At 39.6% G+C, this 22,065-nt stretch carries 18 protein-coding genes; 14 read left to right on the top strand and 4 right to left on the bottom strand.

Annotated elements, in window-relative coordinates; genetic code table 11:
- Window positions 1-3: 3 nt before the first annotated feature.
- The 8 genes from iolD (at window position 4) to iolB (ending at window position 12,175) form a co-directional block, all read left to right on the top strand.
- Window positions 4-1,941 carry a 3D-(3,5/4)-trihydroxycyclohexane-1,2-dione acylhydrolase (decyclizing) gene (gene iolD, locus P3L56_RS14925; protein WP_094301216.1) on the top strand — a complete coding sequence of 646 codons (1,938 nt, stop codon included), beginning with the start codon at window positions 4-6 and terminating at the stop codon, window positions 1,939-1,941.
- 501 nt (window positions 1,942-2,442) lie between these two features.
- Window positions 2,443-3,429, top strand: coding sequence for an inositol 2-dehydrogenase (gene iolG / locus P3L56_RS14920; protein WP_042845192.1), 987 nt, complete (start codon window positions 2,443-2,445; stop codon window positions 3,427-3,429).
- A gap of 391 nt (window positions 3,430-3,820) precedes the next feature.
- The gene (locus tag P3L56_RS14915) at window positions 3,821-5,227 is read left to right on the top strand and encodes a sugar porter family MFS transporter (RefSeq protein ID WP_042845190.1); all 1,407 of its coding nucleotides are present in this window, start codon (window positions 3,821-3,823) and stop codon (window positions 5,225-5,227) included.
- Between the two features lie 54 nt (window positions 5,228-5,281).
- Window positions 5,282-5,710 carry a PTS sugar transporter subunit IIA gene (locus tag P3L56_RS14910; RefSeq protein WP_042845189.1) on the top strand — a complete coding sequence of 143 codons (429 nt, stop codon included), beginning with the start codon at window positions 5,282-5,284 and terminating at the stop codon, window positions 5,708-5,710.
- Window positions 5,711-6,321: 611 nt separating this feature from the next.
- Window positions 6,322-7,455: a Gfo/Idh/MocA family protein gene (locus P3L56_RS14905; protein ID WP_048607968.1), complete on the top strand. Its 1,134-nt coding sequence runs from the start codon at window positions 6,322-6,324 to the stop codon at window positions 7,453-7,455.
- A 25-nt stretch (window positions 7,456-7,480) separates the two neighbouring features.
- Window positions 7,481-9,385 carry a bifunctional 5-dehydro-2-deoxygluconokinase/5-dehydro-2-deoxyphosphogluconate aldolase gene (locus tag P3L56_RS14900; RefSeq protein ID WP_042845185.1) on the top strand — a complete coding sequence of 635 codons (1,905 nt, stop codon included), beginning with the start codon at window positions 7,481-7,483 and terminating at the stop codon, window positions 9,383-9,385.
- A 30-nt stretch (window positions 9,386-9,415) separates the two neighbouring features.
- On the top strand, window positions 9,416-10,309 hold the full coding sequence (gene iolE / locus P3L56_RS14895; RefSeq protein WP_042845183.1) for a myo-inosose-2 dehydratase: 894 nt from the start codon (window positions 9,416-9,418) through the stop codon (window positions 10,307-10,309).
- Window positions 10,310-11,344: 1,035 nt separating this feature from the next.
- Entirely contained in the window at window positions 11,345-12,175 is an 831-nt protein-coding gene (gene iolB / locus P3L56_RS14890; RefSeq protein WP_042845181.1) for a 5-deoxy-glucuronate isomerase, read from the top strand.
- Between the two features lie 91 nt (window positions 12,176-12,266).
- On the opposite strand, the gene P3L56_RS14885 is transcribed toward iolB, so the two are convergent.
- Together P3L56_RS14885 and P3L56_RS14880 are read right to left on the bottom strand one after the other, a co-directional pair.
- On the bottom strand, window positions 12,267-12,908 hold the full coding sequence (locus tag P3L56_RS14885) for an NAD(P)-dependent oxidoreductase (protein ID WP_048607963.1): 642 nt from the start codon (window positions 12,906-12,908) through the stop codon (window positions 12,267-12,269).
- A 197-nt stretch (window positions 12,909-13,105) separates the two neighbouring features.
- Window positions 13,106-14,074, bottom strand: a complete 969-nt coding sequence (locus tag P3L56_RS14880; protein WP_042845178.1) for an FUSC family protein — start codon at window positions 14,072-14,074, stop codon at window positions 13,106-13,108.
- A 208-nt stretch (window positions 14,075-14,282) separates the two neighbouring features.
- Between P3L56_RS14880 and P3L56_RS14875 the strand changes: the two genes are divergently transcribed.
- On the top strand, window positions 14,283-14,903 hold the full coding sequence (locus P3L56_RS14875; protein ID WP_042845176.1) for a malonate decarboxylase holo-ACP synthase: 621 nt from the start codon (window positions 14,283-14,285) through the stop codon (window positions 14,901-14,903).
- A gap of 138 nt (window positions 14,904-15,041) precedes the next feature.
- Here P3L56_RS14875 and P3L56_RS14870 read toward each other — a convergent pair whose 3' ends face one another.
- Window positions 15,042-15,671, bottom strand: coding sequence for a glutathione S-transferase family protein (locus tag P3L56_RS14870; RefSeq protein WP_048607961.1), 630 nt, complete (start codon window positions 15,669-15,671; stop codon window positions 15,042-15,044).
- Window positions 15,672-16,055: 384 nt separating this feature from the next.
- Between P3L56_RS14870 and P3L56_RS14865 the strand changes: the two genes are divergently transcribed.
- From P3L56_RS14865 to tehB, 5 genes are all read left to right on the top strand, one after another.
- Entirely contained in the window at window positions 16,056-16,613 is a 558-nt protein-coding gene (locus tag P3L56_RS14865) for a cytochrome b (RefSeq protein WP_042845173.1), read from the top strand.
- Window positions 16,614-16,626: 13 nt separating this feature from the next.
- Window positions 16,627-17,205, top strand: a complete 579-nt coding sequence (locus tag P3L56_RS14860; RefSeq protein WP_042845172.1) for a YceI family protein — start codon at window positions 16,627-16,629, stop codon at window positions 17,203-17,205.
- 281 nt (window positions 17,206-17,486) lie between these two features.
- Window positions 17,487-18,260 carry a hypothetical protein gene (locus tag P3L56_RS14855; protein ID WP_042845171.1) on the top strand — a complete coding sequence of 258 codons (774 nt, stop codon included), beginning with the start codon at window positions 17,487-17,489 and terminating at the stop codon, window positions 18,258-18,260.
- A 172-nt stretch (window positions 18,261-18,432) separates the two neighbouring features.
- On the top strand, window positions 18,433-19,512 hold the full coding sequence (locus P3L56_RS14850; protein ID WP_042845170.1) for a linear amide C-N hydrolase: 1,080 nt from the start codon (window positions 18,433-18,435) through the stop codon (window positions 19,510-19,512).
- Between the two features lie 133 nt (window positions 19,513-19,645).
- Window positions 19,646-20,533: an SAM-dependent methyltransferase TehB gene (tehB, locus tag P3L56_RS14845; RefSeq protein ID WP_042845168.1), complete on the top strand. Its 888-nt coding sequence runs from the start codon at window positions 19,646-19,648 to the stop codon at window positions 20,531-20,533.
- A gap of 57 nt (window positions 20,534-20,590) precedes the next feature.
- Here the strand turns inward: tehB and clcA are convergent, their stop codons facing one another.
- Window positions 20,591-21,997 carry a H(+)/Cl(-) exchange transporter ClcA gene (gene clcA, locus P3L56_RS14840; RefSeq protein ID WP_048607958.1) on the bottom strand — a complete coding sequence of 469 codons (1,407 nt, stop codon included), beginning with the start codon at window positions 21,995-21,997 and terminating at the stop codon, window positions 20,591-20,593.
- Window positions 21,998-22,065 lie beyond the last annotated feature (68 nt).

Below are 22,065 nucleotides of genomic sequence, written 5' to 3'. Positions count from 1 at the left end.
CATATGAATAAGCAGAAAATGACTACAGCCCAAGCATTGGTAAAGTTTCTTAACCAACAATATGTTGATGTCGATGGTGAGCAGTATCCGTTTATTCAGGGAATATTTACGATTTTTGGCCATGGTAACGTTGTCGGTTTGGGTCAGGCGCTTGAAGAAGCGCCTGGACATCTGCGAGTTTATCAAGGTTGTAATGAGCAAGGTATGGCGCATATTGCGACTGGCTTTGCCAAACAGAAAAAACGGAAACAAATTTTTGCAGTGACTTCTTCGGTAGGGCCGGGGGCAGCTAATATGGTAACGGCGGCGGCAACAGCTACAGCCAACCGTATTCCGTTGTTATTACTACCAGGAGACACCTTCGCCACTCGTCAACCAGACCCTGTTTTGCAGCAAGTCGAACAATATGGTGATGGGACAATCAGCACGAATGATTGTTTCCGCCCTGTATCTCGTTATTGGGACCGGATTTCGCGGCCTGAACAGCTAATGGCAGCGATGATTAATGCAATGCGTGTATTAACTGACCCTGCTGATACGGGGGCCGTTACCATTTGCTTACCTCAGGATGTTCAAGGGGAAGCATGGGAATACCCTGATTACTTCTTTGAAAAGCGAATTCATCGCATTGAACGCCGGCCGCCAACAAGTGTAAGTCTAGAGGAAGCCGCTCATCTTATTCAAAGTAAGCAAAAGCCGCTTCTGATATGTGGTGGTGGTGTGCGTTATTCAGAAGCACATAATGATTTCGTTCAATTTGCGGAGGCTTACGGTATTCCGTTTGGTGAAACTCAAGCGGGTAAAAGTGCTGTTGTTGCCAACCATCCTTTAAATGTAGGGGGAATAGGCACGACAGGTGGGCTTGCGGCAAACTTACTTGCAAAAGAAGCTGATTTGGTTATTGGTGTTGGGACTCGTTTTACTGATTTTACCACGGCATCTAAGTCATTGTTTAGTAAAGAAGGTGTGCGGTTTTTAAATATTAACGTTGCTGAATTCGATGCCAGTAAGTTAGATGCATTAAAAGTGGTAGCAGATGCAAAAGAAGCTTTGCAAGCTCTTGATGCAAAAATGAAGGGGTCAGGCTATCAGGCCCAATGGGGACATGAAATTCAACTGGCGAAGCAACAATGGAAGAACGAATTAGACCGGTTGTTTAGCATTCAGTATCGGCCGTTGGATTTTATCCCAGAAATTGCAGGCCACCTTGATGATAAACTTGAAGAATACAGTAAAACACTCGGCACTGAACTTGCGCAAACTCGGGTTCTAGGTTTGATGCAGCAGCACATGGAGAGTGACGCGATTATTGTGGGGGCAGCGGGGTCATTACCGGGGGACTTACAGCGTATTTGGCTACCAAAGCAGCGGGATACTTACCATCTAGAATATGGTTATTCATGTATGGGGTATGAAATTGCTGCGGCTGTTGGCGCGAAAATTGCGGCTCCAGAACAACCTGTATATGCCATGGTCGGGGATGGCTCCTATTTGATGCTACACAGTGAGTTGCAAACGGCAATTCAAGAAAATATTAAAATCACTATTTTATTATTTGATAATGCGGGCTTTGGTTGCATCAATAATTTACAAATGAGCCAAGGCATGGGGAGTTTTGGGACTGAAAATCGCCAACGCAATCCACAAACAGGCCTACTGGATGGGCCATTAGTGAAAGTGGATTTCGCTAAAAATGCAGAAAGTTATGGTTGTAAAAGTTATCGAGTTCATGATGAAGCTCAGCTGATCTCTGCTTTGGAGGATGCTAAAACGCATTCAGGTTGTGTATTGATTGATATTAAAGTGCTTCCAAAAACCATGACTAATGGTTATGAAGCGTGGTGGCGTACAGGAACAGCTCAAGTTGCTAAAAAGCCTGAAATTGTTGCGGCGGCTGAGGAAATTAAACATAAAGTTGAACATAAGGTACGGCTTTATTAATTAATGCGTTATTGGTGGTTTACGTATCATCAAAATAACTCGATGGTGTTATGCCATTGAGGAGGTGTTTTATTTTGAGTGATGGTGTAGGCCTCATTTCGTCGGGTATTATTGTGAATATCCGCAAGGATTTCACTTATTGTGTTTATGAGTTGTCGTCATGTGTATTTTTAAACCCAGCGTTTGCTGGGTTTTTTTATGGTTTTAATAGTTTGATTTTCTTTTTGTTGAAATGTATGTTTTAAATTTAAGTTGGTCGGAATTAATAAAACAGAAACAGAAAATAAAGTTGCAGTAAAGTACATACTTTATTGTCAGATAGTGATGAGTTACATTATTATTTTGTGATCTAAATAACACTAAAAATACACTTTAATGCAACATTTGTTACCTAGAGCCCAAAAACATAACTTCCAAAAAAATACAAATTGAAATGAATGTTTTATTTGGTATATTTCGTAATATCCAAATAGTGGATTTAAGGTATCAAGGAGCATTTGAATGTTCAACATAGCACTATTCGGCGCAGGACGTATTGGACAGGTTCATGCTGTTAATATTGCCGGCCATAAAGAAACCGCACTTTATTCTGTTATTGATCCGTACCAAGCTAATGCATCTGCGTTGGCTGAAAAGTACCAAGCTAAAGTACAAACCACAGAAGAAGCGATGCAAGACCCAAATGTGCATGGCGTTTTAATTGCTTCTGCCACAGATACACATGCTGATTTAATTGAGTTAGCGGCTCAACATAAAAAAGTCATTTTTTGTGAGAAGCCAGTTCATCTCGATCTTGAACGAGTAAGACAATGCCTTAAAAGTGTTAAACAACACAATGTCCCATTGTTTATTGGTTTTAATCGCCGTTATGACCCGCAATTTCGCCATCTCAAAAATTTATTCCAGCAAGGGGCGATTGGTAAAGCTGAGTCTTTAATTATTACATCTAGAGACCCGTCACCGCCACCAGCAGAGTATGTCAAAGTCTCCGGTGGTATGTTCAGAGATATGACGATTCATGACTTTGATATGGCGCGCTTTATGATTGGTGAAGAACCTTGCTCTGTATTTGCCCAAGGAAGTAATGTAGTTGACCCTGCGATTGGCCTTGCGGGTGATATCGATACCGCATTCATTATTTTGAAGTTCCCTTCAGGGGCCATGGCGACCATATCGAATAGCCGCCGCTCAGGGTATGGTTATGACCAGCGCATTGAACTGCATGGTGAGAAGGGGCTGCTGACAGCTGGGAATATAAAAGAAAATAGCGTTGCGTTATTAAGCGAAGTCGGTTGTTTGTCTGCTAAACCCGAATATTTCTTCTTACAACGCTATCATGAGGCATACAAAGCTGAATGGGAACATTTTGTTGATATTTTAGCTGGACGTGCTGAATCAGAAACCACAGGTACCGATGGTGAGTTTGCATTATATCTTGCAGACAAAGCACTTGAATCATTAAAAACAGGAAAAGAAGTTAAACTCTAATTTATATTTTTAAATTATATTTTAATTGATTATTAATATGCGGACGAAAAAATGATTTTTCGCCCGCAATAGAATTCAGATATATTCATCCGATTATTTAATAAATATATACATTAATATTTGTCTTACGTATTAATTAAATACCCTACAAGCAGTAATGCTTCTATAAAATTTGTGGCTATTTTACTGTTTAATTTTTAAATTCAATCTAAGTGTTTGTTTTTATTTGTGAATTTTGATTTATGAAATAGTCTTGAAGCTTGCAAGTAGTGATTCAATAAGAGCGCCAAAAATTTTTCATTATTTAATACTTAACATGTAAAGAATTTATTTAAATACTGAAAATTTGCTTTTTTGGTAGACATAATGATTCAAATAATAAGGTAATAATATGTCATTAATAATGAATCTCAATGAACAACAGAGAAAAAGGTTGCACCAAATCACCTTGGTAGCAACCTTTGGTGGGTTACTTTTTGGTTATGATACTGGTGTAATCAACGGGGCATTTTCCTCACTGAAAGAAAACATGGGGTTAACACCGACCACTGAAGGCCTTGTGATGAGTGTCTTGTTGGTTGGTGCCGCACTTGGAAGTGTTTGCGGCGGGCGAGTGGCTGATTTTATCGGGCGACGCACCTATTTACTTTACCTTTCGTTTCTTTTCCTATTTGGCGCTTTTTTATCTGCCGCTGCACCGAATATTGAAATTCTCCTTGTAGCTCGATTTATTCTCGGTTTTGCTGTTGGTGGTGCATCAGTCACTGCACCAACATTTATTTCAGAGGTTGCGCCTACAGAAATGCGAGGCAAACTCACCGGGTTAAACGAAGTGGCAATTGTGATAGGTCAACTTGCTGCCTTTGCGATTAATGCGATTATTGGTTCTATTTGGGGGCATTTACCAGACGTTTGGCGTTATATGTTGTTAGTGCAAGCTGTACCTGCTTTATGCTTACTTTTTGGTATGTGGAAAGCTCCGGAAAGCCCGCGTTGGTTGATGAGTAAAAATCGTCGTGAAGAAGCATTGAACATTTTAAAACAAATTCGCCCAGAAAAACGTGCTATTCAGGAATATGAAGATATTGTCACATTGTTAGATGTTGAAGCCGCAGAAGCAAAGAAAAACCCAAATGGAAAAAAACAAAATCTAGCTTTAATTTTCAATACCCCTTGGATTTTTAAATTAGTTTTGATTGGGATGGTATGGGCTGCTTTACAGCAAACCACAGGGGTTAACGTAATTATGTACTATGGTACAGAAATACTGAAAACGGCTGGTTTTTCTGAACAAACTTCTTTGGTTTTTAACGTATTAAATGGTGTGTTCTCTGTTGGGGGAATGGTTATCGGGGTACTGTTCTTAGTTGACCGCTTTAAGCGCAAGACATTAATTGTCGGTGGTTTTGCTTTAATGGCATCGTTACATTTATTAATCGCAGCAACGGATTATTTCTTAACTGGGGATATTAAAGCAACGTTGATCTGGTTACTTGGTGCGGTATTTGTTGGTGTGATGCAAGGGACAATGGGCTTTTTAACTTGGGTGGTATTAGCCGAGTTATTCCCATTAAAAATCCGTGGGTTATCGATGGGGATTTCTGTTTTCTTTATGTGGATTATGAATGCGATCGTGAGTTACTTGTTCCCTGTATTGCAAGCCGAACTTGGTTTAGGACCTGTATTCTTAATTTTCGCGGTAATAAACTACTTAGCAATTGTCTTTGTGGTGAAACTACTTCCTGAAACATCGAATAAATCGTTAGAGCAGTTAGAAGAAGAGTTGTCATCAATGTAGTTGTTAACCATTCATGATACGAATGTACCTAGTTAACTTAAAAGAGGGTTAGATATGATTGAACAACTGACCACAAATAATCTGCATTTAGGGTGTCAGGCCAGAAATAAAGCTGAAGTATTAAAGATGGTAGGTACCGAGTTTAAAAATAAAGGCTACGTAGATAGGGACTGTGTCCATTTTCTAACTGAAAGAGAGCAGCAAATCTCGACCTTTTTAGGCAATGGTATCACTCTGCCACATTTACCTAAATCAGCGAATGACATCATCTTACATACGGGAGTGGAAATTTTTCAATTCCCTGATGGGGTGATTTGGGATAGAACCAATGTGATGTTCATTGCCATCGGTGTGATTGCTAAATCAAGGGAGCATATTGATGTACTCAAAGAGATTGCATTGATTTTCAGTGATGAGTTTATTGCTAATGCATTATCTTTAACGTCGAGTAAAGAAGAATTTCTCAGTATTTTACATCGCTAATTATACTGTTTTCATCTTAAACCGTTATGAGAACAATAACATACTCATGACGGTTTTTTATATTCACTGAAAAAGTAACAATAGGGACAATATTGGGAAGATAGTCGCTCTTTTTATAAAATGATATTGCTCCTTTACCTTAATTGATAGGAAGTCATTGATGTCATTTCATATACCAACTAACTAAGTTAATGTACACCTAGAACAAACCAGCGATGATAACTTACGAGCCCAAGGAACGGTATGGTCTGCAAACATACAGGGAATAAACACATTGTTTATTTACTTAGCTGTGTAAAACAGCAATGAACAACTGAGGTGCAATGTTTCATTTCATTTCATTTTTTGCTTTTTCATTCCATTTTTTATTCTTTTATTTCATCATTTATCTCCGCCTTACCTCTTTAGGTTCCTGAGTAATAGAGTTAATTCTTTATATATTAGCTAATTACATAAAAAATTAACGCTAGATCACATAATGAAACTAATATTCCTGATTTCATTGAAAATGAAATAAATATTCCGTATAACATTATTATCAACTTCTGAATAAATCAGACCAGCATTGGGTTAGCCAGTGCGCCACTAAAAATGAGCGAGGGGAAGAACAAATGAAGGAAATCCGTATCGGTATGATTGGTACTGGCTATATTGGGCGAGCTCATGCCATTGCTTATGCACAGGCCCCTACTGTTTTTCCACTACAAGGAAAATTGGTTCGCGAAATGATTGCCGAGATTACACCAGAGCTAGCTCAAGCTCGGGCTCAAGAAATGGGGTTCAATCGTTCAACCAATGATTGGCGCAAACTCGTGGCTGACCCAAATATTGATGTGGTGGATATTTGTTCCCCTAATTTTCTGCATAAAGAAATGGCAATGGAAGCAATTAAACATGGCAAACATGTTTATTGTGAAAAGCCATTAGCGCTTAACTCTGATGATGCAAAAAAAATGGTAGAAGCGGCAAAGAAAGCCGGTGTTTTAACCTTGGTGGGTTTTAATTACATGAAAAACCCAACATCACAACTCGCAAAAGAAATTATTGCTAATGGTGAGATTGGTGAGGTTATCCATTTTTATGGTACCCATAATGAAGATTATATGGCAGATCCCAATGCCCCCATTCATTGGCATTGTTTCAAAGAAAAAGCGGGTTTAGGGGCGCTGGGTGACTTATCTGCACACATTATCAATATGGCACAATTTTTAGTTGGCGATATTGAAACCGTTTGTGGTGACATGGAAATTGTTATTAAACAACGCCCAGAGAAAGAAGGCTCATCTGTGATGGTGCCTGTTGAAAATGAAGACCAAGCACATGCGATGGTACGTTTTTCAAGCGGAGCGATGGGGGTTATCGAAACTTCACGCATTGCAGCTGGACGTAAAATGGGGCTGACCTATGTGGTGACGGGTACTAAAGGGACATTAACCTTCACACAAGAAAGAATGGCTGAACTAAAACTATATCGTCACGACGACCCAAGTAACCGTCAAGGTTTTAAAACAATCTTAGTTGGGCCAGAACATCCAGATTATGCACCGTTTTGTGGTGGTGCAGGCCATGGTATTGGCTTTAACGATCAAAAAACCGTAGAAGTGCGCGATCTCATTAATGGGGTAGCCACAGGCACACCAATGTGGCCTGATTTTGAAGAAGGCTGGAAAGTATCGCGAATTTTAGATGCAATCGCGCGCTCATATGAAGAACAGCGCTGGGTTAAAGTCAAAGAAATCAATTAATTCTGTTGTAGTTAAGGGGTGATTAATGGATAAGCAGAAGAAGTTAGATGTTATCTGTATGGGCCGTATTGCCGTTGACCTGTACGGACAACAGATAGGTTCTCGTTTAGAAGATATGAGTACATTTGCCAAATATTTAGGTGGCTCTTCGGGGAATGTGGCATTTGGAACTGCGATACAAGGATTAAGGTCATCAATGCTTGCCCGTGTTGGTGATGAGCATATGGGCCGTTTTTTACGTGAGGAATTAAAGCGTGTAGGGTGCGATACCAGTCATCTTATTACTGATAAAGATAGATTAACGGCATTGGTAATATTAGGGATCAAAGATCAAGACACTTTTCCATTGATTTTCTATCGTGATAATTGTGCTGATATGGCAATTAGTCCAGACGATTTTACGGAAGAATATATTGCATCCTCTCGTTGTCTGGCAATTACAGGGACGCATTTATCTAACCCTAAAACCCGTGCCGCTGTGCTAAAAGCATTGGAATATGCCAAACGTAATGATGTAAAAACTGCCATTGATATAGATTATCGCCCAGTCTTATGGGGGCTAACTTCCCTAGGTGATGGTGAAACGCGTTTTATTGCTTCTCAAAGCGTAACTCAGCAATTACAAGACGTGTTGTCACTGTTTGATCTGATTGTCGGAACCGAAGAAGAGTTTCATATTGCCGGTGGGACAACGGATACTGTTCAAGCCCTTAAAAATATTCGTCAATTAACAAATGCTGAACTAGTGTGTAAACGCGGTTCTTTAGGGTGCTCAGTGTTCAGTGGTGAGATCCCAGAGACATTAGACGAAGGGATTACAGTACATGGCGTGAGGGTGGAAGTCCTTAATGTATTAGGTGCAGGTGATGCCTTCATGTCTGGTCTATTACGCGGTTATTTGAATGGAGATGGTTGGGAAAAAGCCTGCGCTTTTGCTAACGCATGTGGGGCATTAGTTGTTTCGCGCCACGGTTGTGCGCCCGCGATGCCAACGAAAGTTGAACTGGATAACTACCTTGAGCGCGCTGCGGCTGTACCACGTCCTGATCTCGACCCGATGCTTAATCACTTGCACCGAGTGACATCACGTAGCACTCAGTGGGATGAATTATGTGTAATGGCGTTTGACCATCGGATCCAATTTGTCGATATGGCACGTAATGCAGGTGCAGATATTTCATGTATCCCTTATTTGAAAAAATTGATTTTCCGTGCCAGCCGTGAAGTAGCTGAAGAGGCAAACTTACAGGGTAAAGCAGGTTTATTGTGTGATAGCACTTTTGGTCAGGATGTTTTGAATGATGTGACAGGGCGTGGTTGGTGGATAGGGCGACCCATTGAGCTACCAGCGTCCAGACCACTATGTTTAGAGCATGGCAATATTGGTTCGCAGCTGATTAGCTGGCCGAAAGAGCATATCGTGAAATGCTTAGTATTTTTCCACCCTGAAGATAATCATCCGCTGCGTTTAGAGCAAGAGAAAACCGTTCAAGAGGTGTATAGCGCATGCTGCCAATCAGGCCATGAATTATTACTGGAAGTAATATTACCAGCTGATATGGAGCGTAATGATGAGTTGTATTTACGAGCCATTAAACGTTTTTATAACTTAGGCATCAAGCCAGACTGGTGGAAATTACCACCGCTACAGGCAGAAAATTGGGATGAGGTTGATGCATTGGTCCAAGAGCGTGACCCTTATTGCCGTGGTGTTGTATTACTAGGGCTTGATGCGCCACAAGCAGAATTACAAGCGGGCTTTAATGCCGCTGCTGGGAAGTCAATCGTAAAAGGATTTGCCGTTGGTCGTACTTTATTTGGTAAGCCTTCTTATGAGTGGATGAAAGGTGAAATCAATGACGACGAGCTGGTTCAGAAAATAAAAAGCAATTACTTAAATCTGATCGCCTTATGGCGTCAGCGTAAATAATATTACTCTTACCTACACAGGAGCTTCATCATGGCAATCCAACTTGGTATTAACCCTTTGACATGGACCAATGATGATTTACCCACTTTAGGGGCAGAAACGTCTCTAGAAACATGTTTAACTGAAGGTCGTCAAGCAGGGTTTGCTGGTTTTGAGTTAGGAAATAAGTTTCCACGTAAAGCGGAAATCTTAGGGCCAATTTTAAAACAGCATGATTTACAACTGGTTTCAGGCTGGTATTCGGGTGAATTGTTGACTCGCAGCGTGGAAGAGGAAATTGAAGCGGTACAAGGTCACTTAGCATTACTGCGTGATTTAGGCGCGAAAGTGATGGTATTTGCCGAAGTGACTCACTGTATTCATGGCGATCAAAATAAACCCGTTCATATGCGACCACTATTTCCAAATGACCAATGGGAAGAATACGGCAGGAAGCTGACTGAGTTTGCGAAATATACCTTATCTCAAGGGGTTAAAATCGCCTATCACCACCATATGGGGACGGTTATCGAGTCAGCAGAAGATGTTGATAACCTGATGAAACATACCGGTGATGAAGTAGGCTTATTACTGGATACAGGGCACTTAACATTTGCAGGTGCGGACCCAGTAGAAGTCGCTAAACGGTGGGCAAAACGAATTAATCATGTGCATTGCAAAGATGTGCGTGCAGATGTATTAAAAGATGTTAAAAACCGCAAAACAAGTTTCTTAGATGCAGTATTAGCTGGGGTGTTTACAGTACCCGGTGATGGCTGTGTTAACTACCCAGAAGTCTTTAAAGTATTAAAAAATAGCCAATACGAAAATGGTTGGTTAGTGGTAGAAGCGGAGCAAGACCCAGCGATTGCCCACCCGTTGACTTACGCGACACTGGGCTATAACAATTTACATAGGTTAGCCAAAGAAGCCGGGCTAATCTAAATCGTCGTCATATTTCAGTCTGTGGCGCTGTTGGCTGCACTCGACCACACAGGTCACATACTTATGTATGCTCCCTGCGTTGCTCTTGTTTGCCGCCTAGCCACAAACTGAACTATTTAGACGATTAGGCATTATATTTCAGTCTGAGGCTCTGAGGTGTTGGTGGTTGGACTCGACCACACAGGTCACATACTTATGTATGCTCCCTGCGTTGCTCTTGTTTGCCGCCTAGCCACAAACTGAACTATTTAGACGATTAGGCATTATATTTCAGTCTGAGGCTCTGAGGTGTTGGTGGTTGGACTCGACCACACAGGTCACATACTTATGTATGCTCCCTGCGTTGCTCTTGTTTGCCGCCTAGCCACAAACTGAACTATTTAGACGATTAGATATTAATTTCAGTCTGAGGTCCTGAGGTGTTGGTGGTTGGACTCGACCACACAGGTCACATACTTATGTATGCTCCCTGCGTTGCTCTTGTTTGCCGCCTAGCCACAAACTGAACTATTTAGACGATTAGATATTAATTTCAGTCTGAGGTCCTGAGGTGTTGGTGGTTGGACTCGACCACACAGGTCACATACTTATGTATGCTCCCTGCGTTGCTCTTGTTTGCCGCCTAGCCACAAACTGAACTATTTAGACGATTAGGCATTATATTTCAGTCTGAGGCTCTGAGGTGTTGGTGGTTGGACTCGACCACACAGGTCACATACTTATGTATGCTCCCTGCGATGCTCTTGTTTGCCGCCTAGCCACAAACTGAACTATTTAGACGATTAGGCATTATATTTCAGTCTGAGGCTCTGAGGTGTTGGTGGTTGGACTCGACCACACAGGTCACATACTTATGTATGCTCCCTGCGTTGCTCTTGTTTGCCGCCTAGCCACAAACTGAACTATTTAGTGTATTTAGAGCGAAAGGCTCAAAAGAATTAAAAAGTTAGATGGCTGTATTTTGAGTGATGGCCACAGGTCAATAAAACAGATTGCAGGTGTTAGTAGGCAATCTTAAAGTGTCAGAGGAAAATTATGTCAAAATTACTGTCGAAATATCATGCTCCAGATGCACATAAGCGAACTCAGCATATCACTCCGAAAATCGCTAACTGGGGATATGTTCACTTTGATGTTTATGAATTAAAACAAGGTGAGTCGATTTCTTTACCCGCTTGTGAAAATGAAATGTGCTTAGTGCTAGTGGCAGGTAAAGCGACGATTAAAACGCCAAATCAAACATTTGATAATATTGGCGACCGCATGGACCCTTTTGAACGTAAAAAACCATATGCAGTTTATGTCACAGCCCAAGAGTTTGCTGAAGTTAAAGCTGAAACAGCATTGGAACTCGCAGTTTGCAGTGCAAAAGGAAAGGGCACTTACCCAACTCGCTTAATTGGCCCTGATGATATTGGGGCAGAGCAACGGGGTTATGGCAACAATAAACGCTATGTACATAATATTTTACCCGATGATAAAGCGGCAGATAGCTTGTTAGTGGTGGAAGTTTATACGGATGAAGGCTGTACTAGTTCCTATCCAAGCCACAAGCATGATACTGATAACGAGCCAAATGAAACGTATTTGGAAGAAACCTATTATCACCGATTAAATCCATCTCAAGGTTTTTGTATGCAGCGTGTTTATACAGATGATCGTGAATTAGATGAGTGTATGGCGGTGTATAACAAAGATGTGGTTATGGTGCCAAAAGGGTATCACCCAATGGCAACAATGGCAGGTTATGACAACTATTACCTTAATGTGATGGCTGGCCCAACACGTAAATGGTTATTTACGTGGGAAAAAGACCACAATTGGGTTAATAGTGAGATTTATGCAGCAAAACATCGTGAAAAGTAAGTGAAAGTTATACGTGAATTAAGTTAAGTAAACACCAAATCTGTTATCAATTTTGCCGGTAAGTATATAGTTACCGGCTTTTTTATTTAATTTAATATGCAACGGTAAACTGTTGGCGAATAAATTGTGCATGTTCAGCTTCATCAAGGATGGCGACAGCGAGATCTTCAACGGAAATCTTTGCGGGGTGTTGGCCATTCATGAGTAACTGGCTTCCACCTAAACGGAATGTTTCGGTTCTTTCTCCTGGTTCAAGTACCGCAGCAGGGGAAACATAGGTCCAATCAAGAGAATCGATAGATTGTAAGTGGCTTTTGAGTTCCCTCATGGCTTGAGCCCCAGGTTTTATTTCAGTTGGGAAATTAGGAGAATCAATTAAATCAACACCTGAAGAGGTTTTTAAACTCCCCGCACCACCGACAACGATAAACCGTTTTACCATTGATTTTTGTACAGCTTGTAAAATCGCTTGGTTACCTGCCACGGTATCTTGATATAAATTTGGGTTTTGCCAGCCACCATTAAAAGCACTAATGACGACATCTTGCCCTTTGAGCCGAGAGGTTAGCCAAGCAACATCGGTGATATCACCAGATGCGGTAATTAAATACGCATGTTGAGACAATTGGTTGCTGTGACGAGAAATAGCCGTGACTTGATGATGACGGAGTAACGCCTCAGCTACGATGGCCTTACCCACAAACCCTGTTGCGCCAATGATGGATATTTTCATTTTGAGCCTCGCGTTACTTGAATGTGAAATGCATCAATAATGATCCCAAAATTACTGACTTGAGTGTTTTTTATCCTTATCAAAGTATAGAACAGACTTATTCATTACGTAATCTAGTTAGTTTTTATTTCGTGAAGTACCCTAGAGATTCGACAAAACTTAACAATGCTTGTTTTTTGAGGATTTATTCCCCTTAGTTATTTTTCTTGCCTGAATAATTTTAAAATAACACTTGTCATAATAGCGATAGCACCTCCTAAGGCGGTCTCTAAGACTCGGTCAAATAATAATTCATAGGTAGGGTGTCGCCAATAAATGACTTGTTCAAGAACGGATAAAATTAAACTGGTAACGACAAAAGTCATGAAAGTGTAGCCATGATGAAAGCTCATAGGCATGAGAAATGCGAACACCACCATTGCAAATAAGCCAATATAAGGCATCAGAGGGGTGTTAAATAAAAGGTACAGTAAAAGTACGGAAATAAGGCTCCCTAAAACGCGTTGCCCTGTAATATGAATGATACCCTTAGTTTTGGGGTGTAAAACAAATACAAATGTGAGCAATGTCCAATAAAAATGACCTAGGTCGAGCATTCTAGGAATGGCTAATGTTAATAAAAGCCCCACAGCATAAGTCATGGAACGCGGGATAATATTCTTATGTAATGTGAATAAATTTTTCTCAACCAGTGCACCGGTAATAATGCTATGTCGTGTCATTTTGTGGCTTAAGGTATAGTAAGTTACTAAAGTAACACCGCTTCCAATAATAAAGCCCAACGCTAAGCTTCTAGAAATATCAGGTAAAATTGTCCCTATGGTTGACATGATAATCATAAATTTCATGGTTAAATCCATCACAGGGTCAGTGCCATATAACTGATAATAAATAAAAGAAAACACGAAGAGATAAACATAAAACGCCATGCTTAATCGCAGGGTATCACCTATAAATATGGCGACTAAAATCATCAATAGCCAAAAAGCGGTATAGGCATAATTTTTATACTCTTTTGCAGCATTGAACAGATTAAAAGAATAAAGTGTGGAAAATGCTGCCCACATAGCTGCTTGCGCATCTAAAATCAGATAGGCCGCGACTGCACTAAACAACATGCAGCTGGTAAAAAGGAACCCATCGTAAATAGCAGGGATGTTTCTCATAATACGATGCTCATAAATAGAAGCTTAACTTATTAATTATTAAGGTAATTAGATAGCAATCTCATTGATGTTTCAAGGATAGAAAACAATATCTGGCTAGATTGTTAATTAATGGCACGATATTCATGGTTAAAAGGTAAATTCTGTTTTTATACAGTAAAAAAGGCATAATAGAAGGAGCATTCATAGCAATCATAAAGGTAATAAAATGCAAATAATTAATCCGCATGATTTTGTTTGGGTCGGCAATGATAATGATGTTGCGGTAGAATCGCTCCCTGAATGGGTTGCCTCACAGTGGAATAGTAAGCTGCCACTGACCGTTTATAGAGATAAAGCGGACAATAATAAATTGACGGTCGCAATTCGGGGAATTAAACCGCATCAACGCGTCACGACTCAAATTGAGAAATCAGCGATAACCCATATTATGAATGTAGAGTCTTTGGTAGCAAATTCAGTTGAATTACAACGCTCTATGTTTATCGCGTTACCACCTGTCCAGGTGTTATGGATAATCTCACAGGATAAATGGCCTTGGCAGTGGGGCGTCACGGGGAGTTGTGCCTATACCTTGGCAACCGATATTCAAAGTATGTTATCTGACTGCGACCTTGATGTAGTTATTCGTTGTTCAACTCCTCAACAAAAAGAAGATTTTGCCGAATTCGCCATTAAAGCAAATACCCCGTATTGCCCAATTGATATTCACATTGAAACCCCAAAAGGGGGCTTTTCGTTAGCGGAATGGTTTAAAAACGACCAAGTTACATTACATACTCCTACAGGCGATGTAATGACTGCTAACCCTTGGGATGAAAGATTGTAATCTTTTATTTATAAAATAGGGGTAATGGCTTGAATATTAATCAGATTGGTTAATATTTAATTTTGATGTTCGTGCAGGTGATTTTTTCCTAATCAATAAATTAGGGGGCAATACAACTAAGCGCCCCTATCTTATCGGTTAGTGGTCGATATTCGGTTCATGTAGACTTGCTTCGTGCCATTCTTTCATTGCCGGTAAATCTAAAACGCGGGCTACCCAATGTTGTGCTGCTGGGCTTATTGGTAACTGATAGCTACGGATGCGAAAGGCTACAGGTGCGAAGAAAGCATCAACAACGCTAAACTCATTGCCCGCAAGCCATGGCCCGCCGAATTGATTCAACCCATCTTGCCATAATTGCTGAAGGCGGTTTAGGTCCGTTTGTAATTCGGAAGAAATCGTCGCTGTAGTTGCTTTGAGCGCAACATTCATTGGGCATTGTTGGCGTAGATAAGTAAACCCAGAATGCATTTCTGCACTAGCGCTGCGAGCCCAAGCTCTTGCTTTGTTATCTTTTGGCCATACTTGAGGGTGCGTTTCAGCGATGTATTCACAAATAGCGAGAGAATCCCAAACAGTGAGTTTGTCATCAACTAAACAAGGTACTAAGCCCGTTGGGGAGAAACGACTAAATTTGTTATGGCTACTTTTACCATTTTCAAAAAAACACAGATTTTCTTCAAACGGGATTTGCAATACTTTTAATAAAACCCAAGGACGTAAAGACCACGAAGAGTAATTTTTATTCGCTATCCAAAGTTTATACATAGAGTCTAACCTGCTAGTTAATTAAAAATGTAAAAATGGAGAATACCAATGTAAAAGGAAAATGCCTGACCGACAAATTTTATTTTTATGAGAAAAGGTTATATCTATTTGCTATAAGGTAGAACAAATTGAAATTAACCAAAATGGAAATATAATTATCCAGTTACGACTGTTTACAAAACTGGAAGAATCTTTATTCAACTTTTACTATTAAATATAGACAAAACAAAATAGTAAACTATTTTTAATTATGTTGATTGTATTTGAATATCTACAACAAATTATTTGTTTAACTTAGGGATAGGAATAATATTAGTTTCACCTTATGATTACTAAGGCTTAGTTAATACGATATCACCTTCACCTCTAAATGGTTTTTTTATCATGCAATGGAAAAATAGTGCAACCCGTTATGGGCATATCTCGTTGCTCGTGCATTGGTTGGTCGCAATAGTCGTATATGGAATGTTTGCTTTAGGTTTATGGATGGTGACACTGGGATATTATGACAGTTGGTACCACCAAGCTCCTGAGATACATAAGAGTATAGGAATATTATTATTTATTGTTATGGCATTTCGTGTGATTTGGCGATTTATTTCTCCCCCACCGAAACCATTAGCAAGTTATAGCAAATTAACGAGAGCAAGCTCTTTGATTGCACAGGTGCTGATTTATATTATTTTATTCAGTATTTTGATTAGCGGTTATTTAATTTCGACTGCTGATGGACAGCCTATTAGTGTATTTGGCTGGTTTGAAGTACCCGCAATATTTACTGGCGCTGCAACACAAGCGGATACCGCAGGTGAAATTCACTTATATTTAGCTTGGGCTGTAGTTTTATTGTCAGTTTTACATGCTTTTGCTGCTTTTAAACATCACTTTTTTGATCGTGATATTACATTAAAAAGAATGTTGGGTTTTAATCCCGATAAGTAACGTGGAGATAATTATGTTGAAGAAAACGGTTCTTGGTCTGGCTACTGGTGCTTTATTTTTAACCGCAGGTTCTGCATTAGCAGAAACATATCAATTTGATAAGCAAGGCCAACATGCGTTTATTGAATTCCGTATTCAGCATTTAGGATATAGCTGGGTATATGGTAGCTTTAAAGATTTCGATGGCAATTTCACTTATGATGCAAAAGACCCATCAAAAGATAAAGTAGAAGTCACGATTAAAACGGGAAGCATTGATACTAACCATGCAGAGCGTGATAAGCATTTACGCAGCGCTGACTTTTTAAATGCAGCTAAATTCCCTGAAGCGAAATTCGTTTCAACAGAAGTGAAAAAAGACGGTGAAACTTATAAAATTACAGGTGATTTTACTTTAAATGGTGTGACAAAACCAATTACCTTAGATGCAAAACTGATGGGTGAAGGTAAAGACCCATGGGGTGGATATCGCGCAGGTTTTGAAGCCCAAGGTAATATTAAATTGAAAGAATTTAATATTAAATCTGATTTAGGGCCTAAATCTCAAGAAGCACAACTGCTGATTTCTGTTGAAGGCGTTCAAACTAAATAAGTTTTATTATTCAAAACCTTCGGGCTGCTAAGCTCCGGAGGTTTTTTATTTATGAATAACTAAATTATTTTCTGTACTAAATCCCTCTTATCTTTATTTCGCAATTTCCTTTATTCCTATAGCTAGACAGCTTCGATGCAAGCTAAAATAGTAGGCATAGGACGTTATCGTCTTGAACACTATTATTTGGTGTATGGCAATATATCTCATTGTTTAGGTGATATAGGCAAGTTTGACGGCATTTGTGGTGATCCGTTTTATAGAGAAAAGGCAGGGCAATTTTGAAAACAAATAACTCACGTAAAACCGCATTAATTGTATGCATTATTTTTATTGCATTTGCGCTCGGTTTTTATTGGTTAAGTAAAGATAATGACGTGTTATCAACTGAAAATAATAGTGCTATTCATTCAGAAGCACTTGCTCAAGTTGAAAAAGAATTGCCGATAATTGCCACAGTAAAGAAAATAAGCCCTGAGACCTACCAAAGTTTTGAGCACCTTATTACACAATATGACCCGACGAATGAAGACCTGCGTCGTCAATTATTTGATCAGGTTGTTGGCAGCGTAATGAAACTGGTGCTGGAGCGTATGGAATACGCCTCTGATGATTCTGTTATTAATTTCACCAGTAAAGTGAATGATTATCTTAAAATCTTATTAGAAGAAGACCCAACAGGGCAAACATGTTTTTATTCTCTTTTCCCACATTTAAGAGAGACGGCGGAAATTATCCCACCCCAAAAAAGCCAAGTAGTATTATTAAAGCAAATTCAAGCAACGAATGAACTGTTAATTTCGAGTGAAGCGGGTACGAAGCAAGCTTTAATGTCACCTGCTGAATATACTGAGATGTTGACTAAACTAGCCAGCGAACTTTCTACAAAATATGGTGCAGACACAGCAATTCTTGGCAATTTACAAGCGGGTAAAAAATCGCCTGCATTAGCTTGTCGTATTTCGATTAGCTTCTATGATGAAATATTAGCTATCCCAGATAACAAACAAAAAGCAGCATTATTACGTTCTTTGTTTTCTTCAGTAAATAACTAGTTTTTTCACTGTAAAAAATGGCACTGATACAAAGAAGTGCCATTAACGTTTATCATTTATTGTATTTCTTACTATATCCATATCTCATTTTATTTTTTATCTAGTAAGACTAAATAATATCCATCTGTATACTATGCTTATAGTACGTTAATTTGATTATTTTGGAGATGGCATGCAGTTTGTTAAAAAAAGCATCGTAGCACTAGCGACAATCGCAGCAATATCAATGCCTATTGTGGTGAGCCAAGCATGTACTCGGGTACTTTACTTGGGTGACAACGAGCAAATCATGACTGGTAGAACAATGGATTGGAAATACGATATTGGTACCAATCTTTGGGTTTTCCCTCGGGGAATGGAGCGTAATGGGGTTGCTGGGCCAAATTCTCTACAATGGAAGTCAAAATACGGTAGCGTGATCGCTTCAGGTTATGATATTTCGACGACTGATGGGGTCAATGAAAAAGGCTTAGTGGCAAATCTCTTGTGGCTAGCGGAATCAAAATACCCTCAAGTGGACGATAAACAACCTGCATTGTCTATTTCATTGTGGGCACAGTATGTTTTAGATAACTATGCAACGGTCGAAGAAGCGGTTGCTGATTTAGAAAAAAATCCGCTAGTCGTCGCTACTGATAATGTGCCAGGGCAAGATCGTTTGGCGACCTTACATTTATCTTTATCAGATGCTAGTGGCGATAGCGCTATTATTGAATATATTGATGGTAAGCAAGTTATTCATCACAATCGAAAATATCAAGTGATGACTAATTCACCAATTTATGAAAAGCAATTAGCAATGCAGGAATATTGGCAAGGGATTGGTGGTACAGTGATGTTACCAGGAACTAACCGCTCAGCAGACAGGTTTGCCCGGGCCCAATTCTATATCAATGCCATCCCTCAAAAAACAACAGCTAACAAAGCGGTAGCGAGTGTTTTTAGTGTCGTTCGCAATGTGTCTGTACCATATGGTTTGACATCAGAAAACTCACCAGAGATATCATCAACTCGTTGGCGTACTTTGGTGGATCATAAGCGTCAACTTTACTTTTTCGAGTCCGCATTAACGCCAAATATTTTTTGGACCGATTTAAAGAAAATTGATTTTTCTGCTGAAACAGGGAAAGTCAAAAAGCTTGACTTAGGAGTAGAGCAAAGCAATATCTATTCAGGGGATGCGACCAACAGTTATGTGGTAACAAAACCATTTGAATTCTTAGGGTTAAGTGCTAAGCAATTAGGTTATTAATTATCTATTATTAGGTAATGAATCATAGGGCAACCGCTAGTGCTGACTGGCGGTTGATTTGTATCAAAACCCTGATTGTTTTATTAATGAAAGCTTTGCAGTGTTCAAGTTATCGGTATAAGATGTATTTAAAATGCAACTTATTGGTGATGATATGAATGAACTTGTGTGCTACAAGACCATGCCGGTCTGGAATAAAACCTCTTTACCGCTCATGTTTCAAGAGCGCCATAATACAAAAGAGGATACATACGCCCAGTTAAAGGTATTGAAAGGCTCTCTTGATTTTATCATTTTTAATGAAGATGGCAGCGAACAGCACTTCACCTTTGATGTTCATAACCAGCCGCCAATAATCGAACCACAAATTTGGCATCGTATTTCCAATTGTAGTGATGATATGGAATGCCAACTCGCCTTTTTGTGCCAACCAGAAATTAAATTTTATAAGCAGTATGGTTTAACGATCCCCCATTCAGAAGTTCGGTATTTATGTGAAAATAAATTATCAGCCCCTTGTAAAACGTTGGATTTAGGCTCTGGTCGTGGAAGGAACAGTTTTTACCTTGCATTACAAGGTTATGACGTTACTTCCGTCGATATCAATCCGCAACATATTCAAGCGATTGATTTTGTGAAAAAACAAGCAGGTATAGATAATATTCATACTGCTATTTACGATATTAATAGCCACCAAATTCAAGATGATTATCAATTAATTATTTCTACTGTGGTACTGATGTTTTTGCAGCGTGAAAAGATTGCGGATGTGGTGGCGAACATGCAACAGCATACGTTATCAGGTGGTATTAATGTGATTGTCTGTGCTGTTGAAACGCCAGATGCTCCATTAGATTTAGTTCCTTTTAAATGTTTCTTGAAGCCAGGCGAATTAAAACATTATTATCAAGACTGGGAAATTTTAAAATATAATGAAAACCCAGGTCATCTGCATCGCACGGATGCACAAGGAAACCGAATTAAGCTTAATTTCGCAACGCTAATTGCAAAAAAAAGATAAAACTATCTGATTGATAAAAAACGGGTTGTTTCAACAACCCGTTTTTTATGGCTAACGTTAAGCAGAAGGGGGGATGGTCGCTTTCGCTGCTGACTCTTCTTTTGCACTACGCTCAAGTGTTTTTTCTAATATAACGGAGTAAAGGGGCCTGCCACCTAAAAACTGGGCCATCATAGTGGCACCGATACAAGTAATAATCATAGGCAAGATAAGCTGATAATTATTCGTCATTTCTAAAACTAATACAATACCCGTTAAAGGGGCCCTTACCGTTGCAGCAAATAAAGCCCCCATGCCTGCGATGGCAAAAGTCCCCACTTCTATTTGGTAATGGGGAAATAGTTCGAGTACAGCATAGCCAAAAACACCACCAAATAACGTTCCCAGAGCGAGTAAGGGAGAAAAAATCCCTCCAGGTGCGCCTGAGCTAAAACTAATTGTTGAGGTTAAAAAGCGTAATGCAAAAAAGAGGAATATTAAGGTAATCGTAAATTGTCCTGCAACCATTTGGTGGATCACCGAGTAACCACCGCCAACAATTTCAGGGGTATAAACACCAATAGCACCAAAAGCCCCACCAATCAGCCCTCCCATTAAGACGAAACGAGAGATTTTATTTTGATAAAAGGCGAGAAATTTATCCTGTAAAAATAATAAAAAACGGTTGAAGCAGATCCCTACAATACCAAATAACAGCCCTAAAACTAAATAGAGCCAAAGTGTGTTCATGGGGGCTGAGGAAAATTGCCCGATATTTAATAAGGCGGCTTCCCCATTAATTAGTCTAAAAACAATAGTGGCTGTAACTGCACCTATGAATACAGCTTTAATGGAGATTAAACTGTACTTAAATTGAGGGCGCATCTCTTCAATAATAAATAATATCCCTGCAAGAGGCGCATTAAATGCAGTTGATAAGCCAGCGGCTGCACCCGCAGCTAATAAAGTGTGGCGAGATTCATTATCTTTTAAGCGAAAAATATCATAGAACATCTGGCTAATATTAGCCCCTAATTGGACTGTTGGCCCTTCACGCCCTAATACCATCCCAGAGCCTAGTGTTCCTAAGCCACCAAAAAATTTTACGGGGATGACTCTCCACCATCTAACAGGGCGTAAATCTTGCAGAGCCCCTTCGATTTCGGGGATACCAGAGCCCCCTGATTCAGGGGAAAAACGTTTAACAAGATAATAACCTATCATTGCAAGAATAGCTGAGACAGCAAACATAGTCGGAATAACTAACCATTTATCTATGACTAAGTCGCCAACAGATTGAGTACGGTAGTTACTGATCCAAGTGGTGCCTAACATAAATAGAGAGCCAATAAGCCCAACGGCAGCGCCAATAATTGCGGCTAATAGTAAGATCTTTATGGGAGTCTTATCTGATTCTTTTAACCGTCTAAGTACACCGAAACGATATTTCATTACGGACTTACTTGTTAATTTTTCCTGTGCCATCTTTTTTTGATTCTCTTTTTGTGATTACATAACAATAACTTACATTCATAGTATAGCAAGAGATAAAG

It is taken from the genome of Providencia sp. PROV024 (genome assembly GCF_032709665.1).
Lineage (GTDB): Bacteria > Pseudomonadota > Gammaproteobacteria > Enterobacterales > Enterobacteriaceae > Providencia > Providencia huashanensis.
This window is presented reverse-complemented; position numbering and strand designations above follow the sequence as displayed.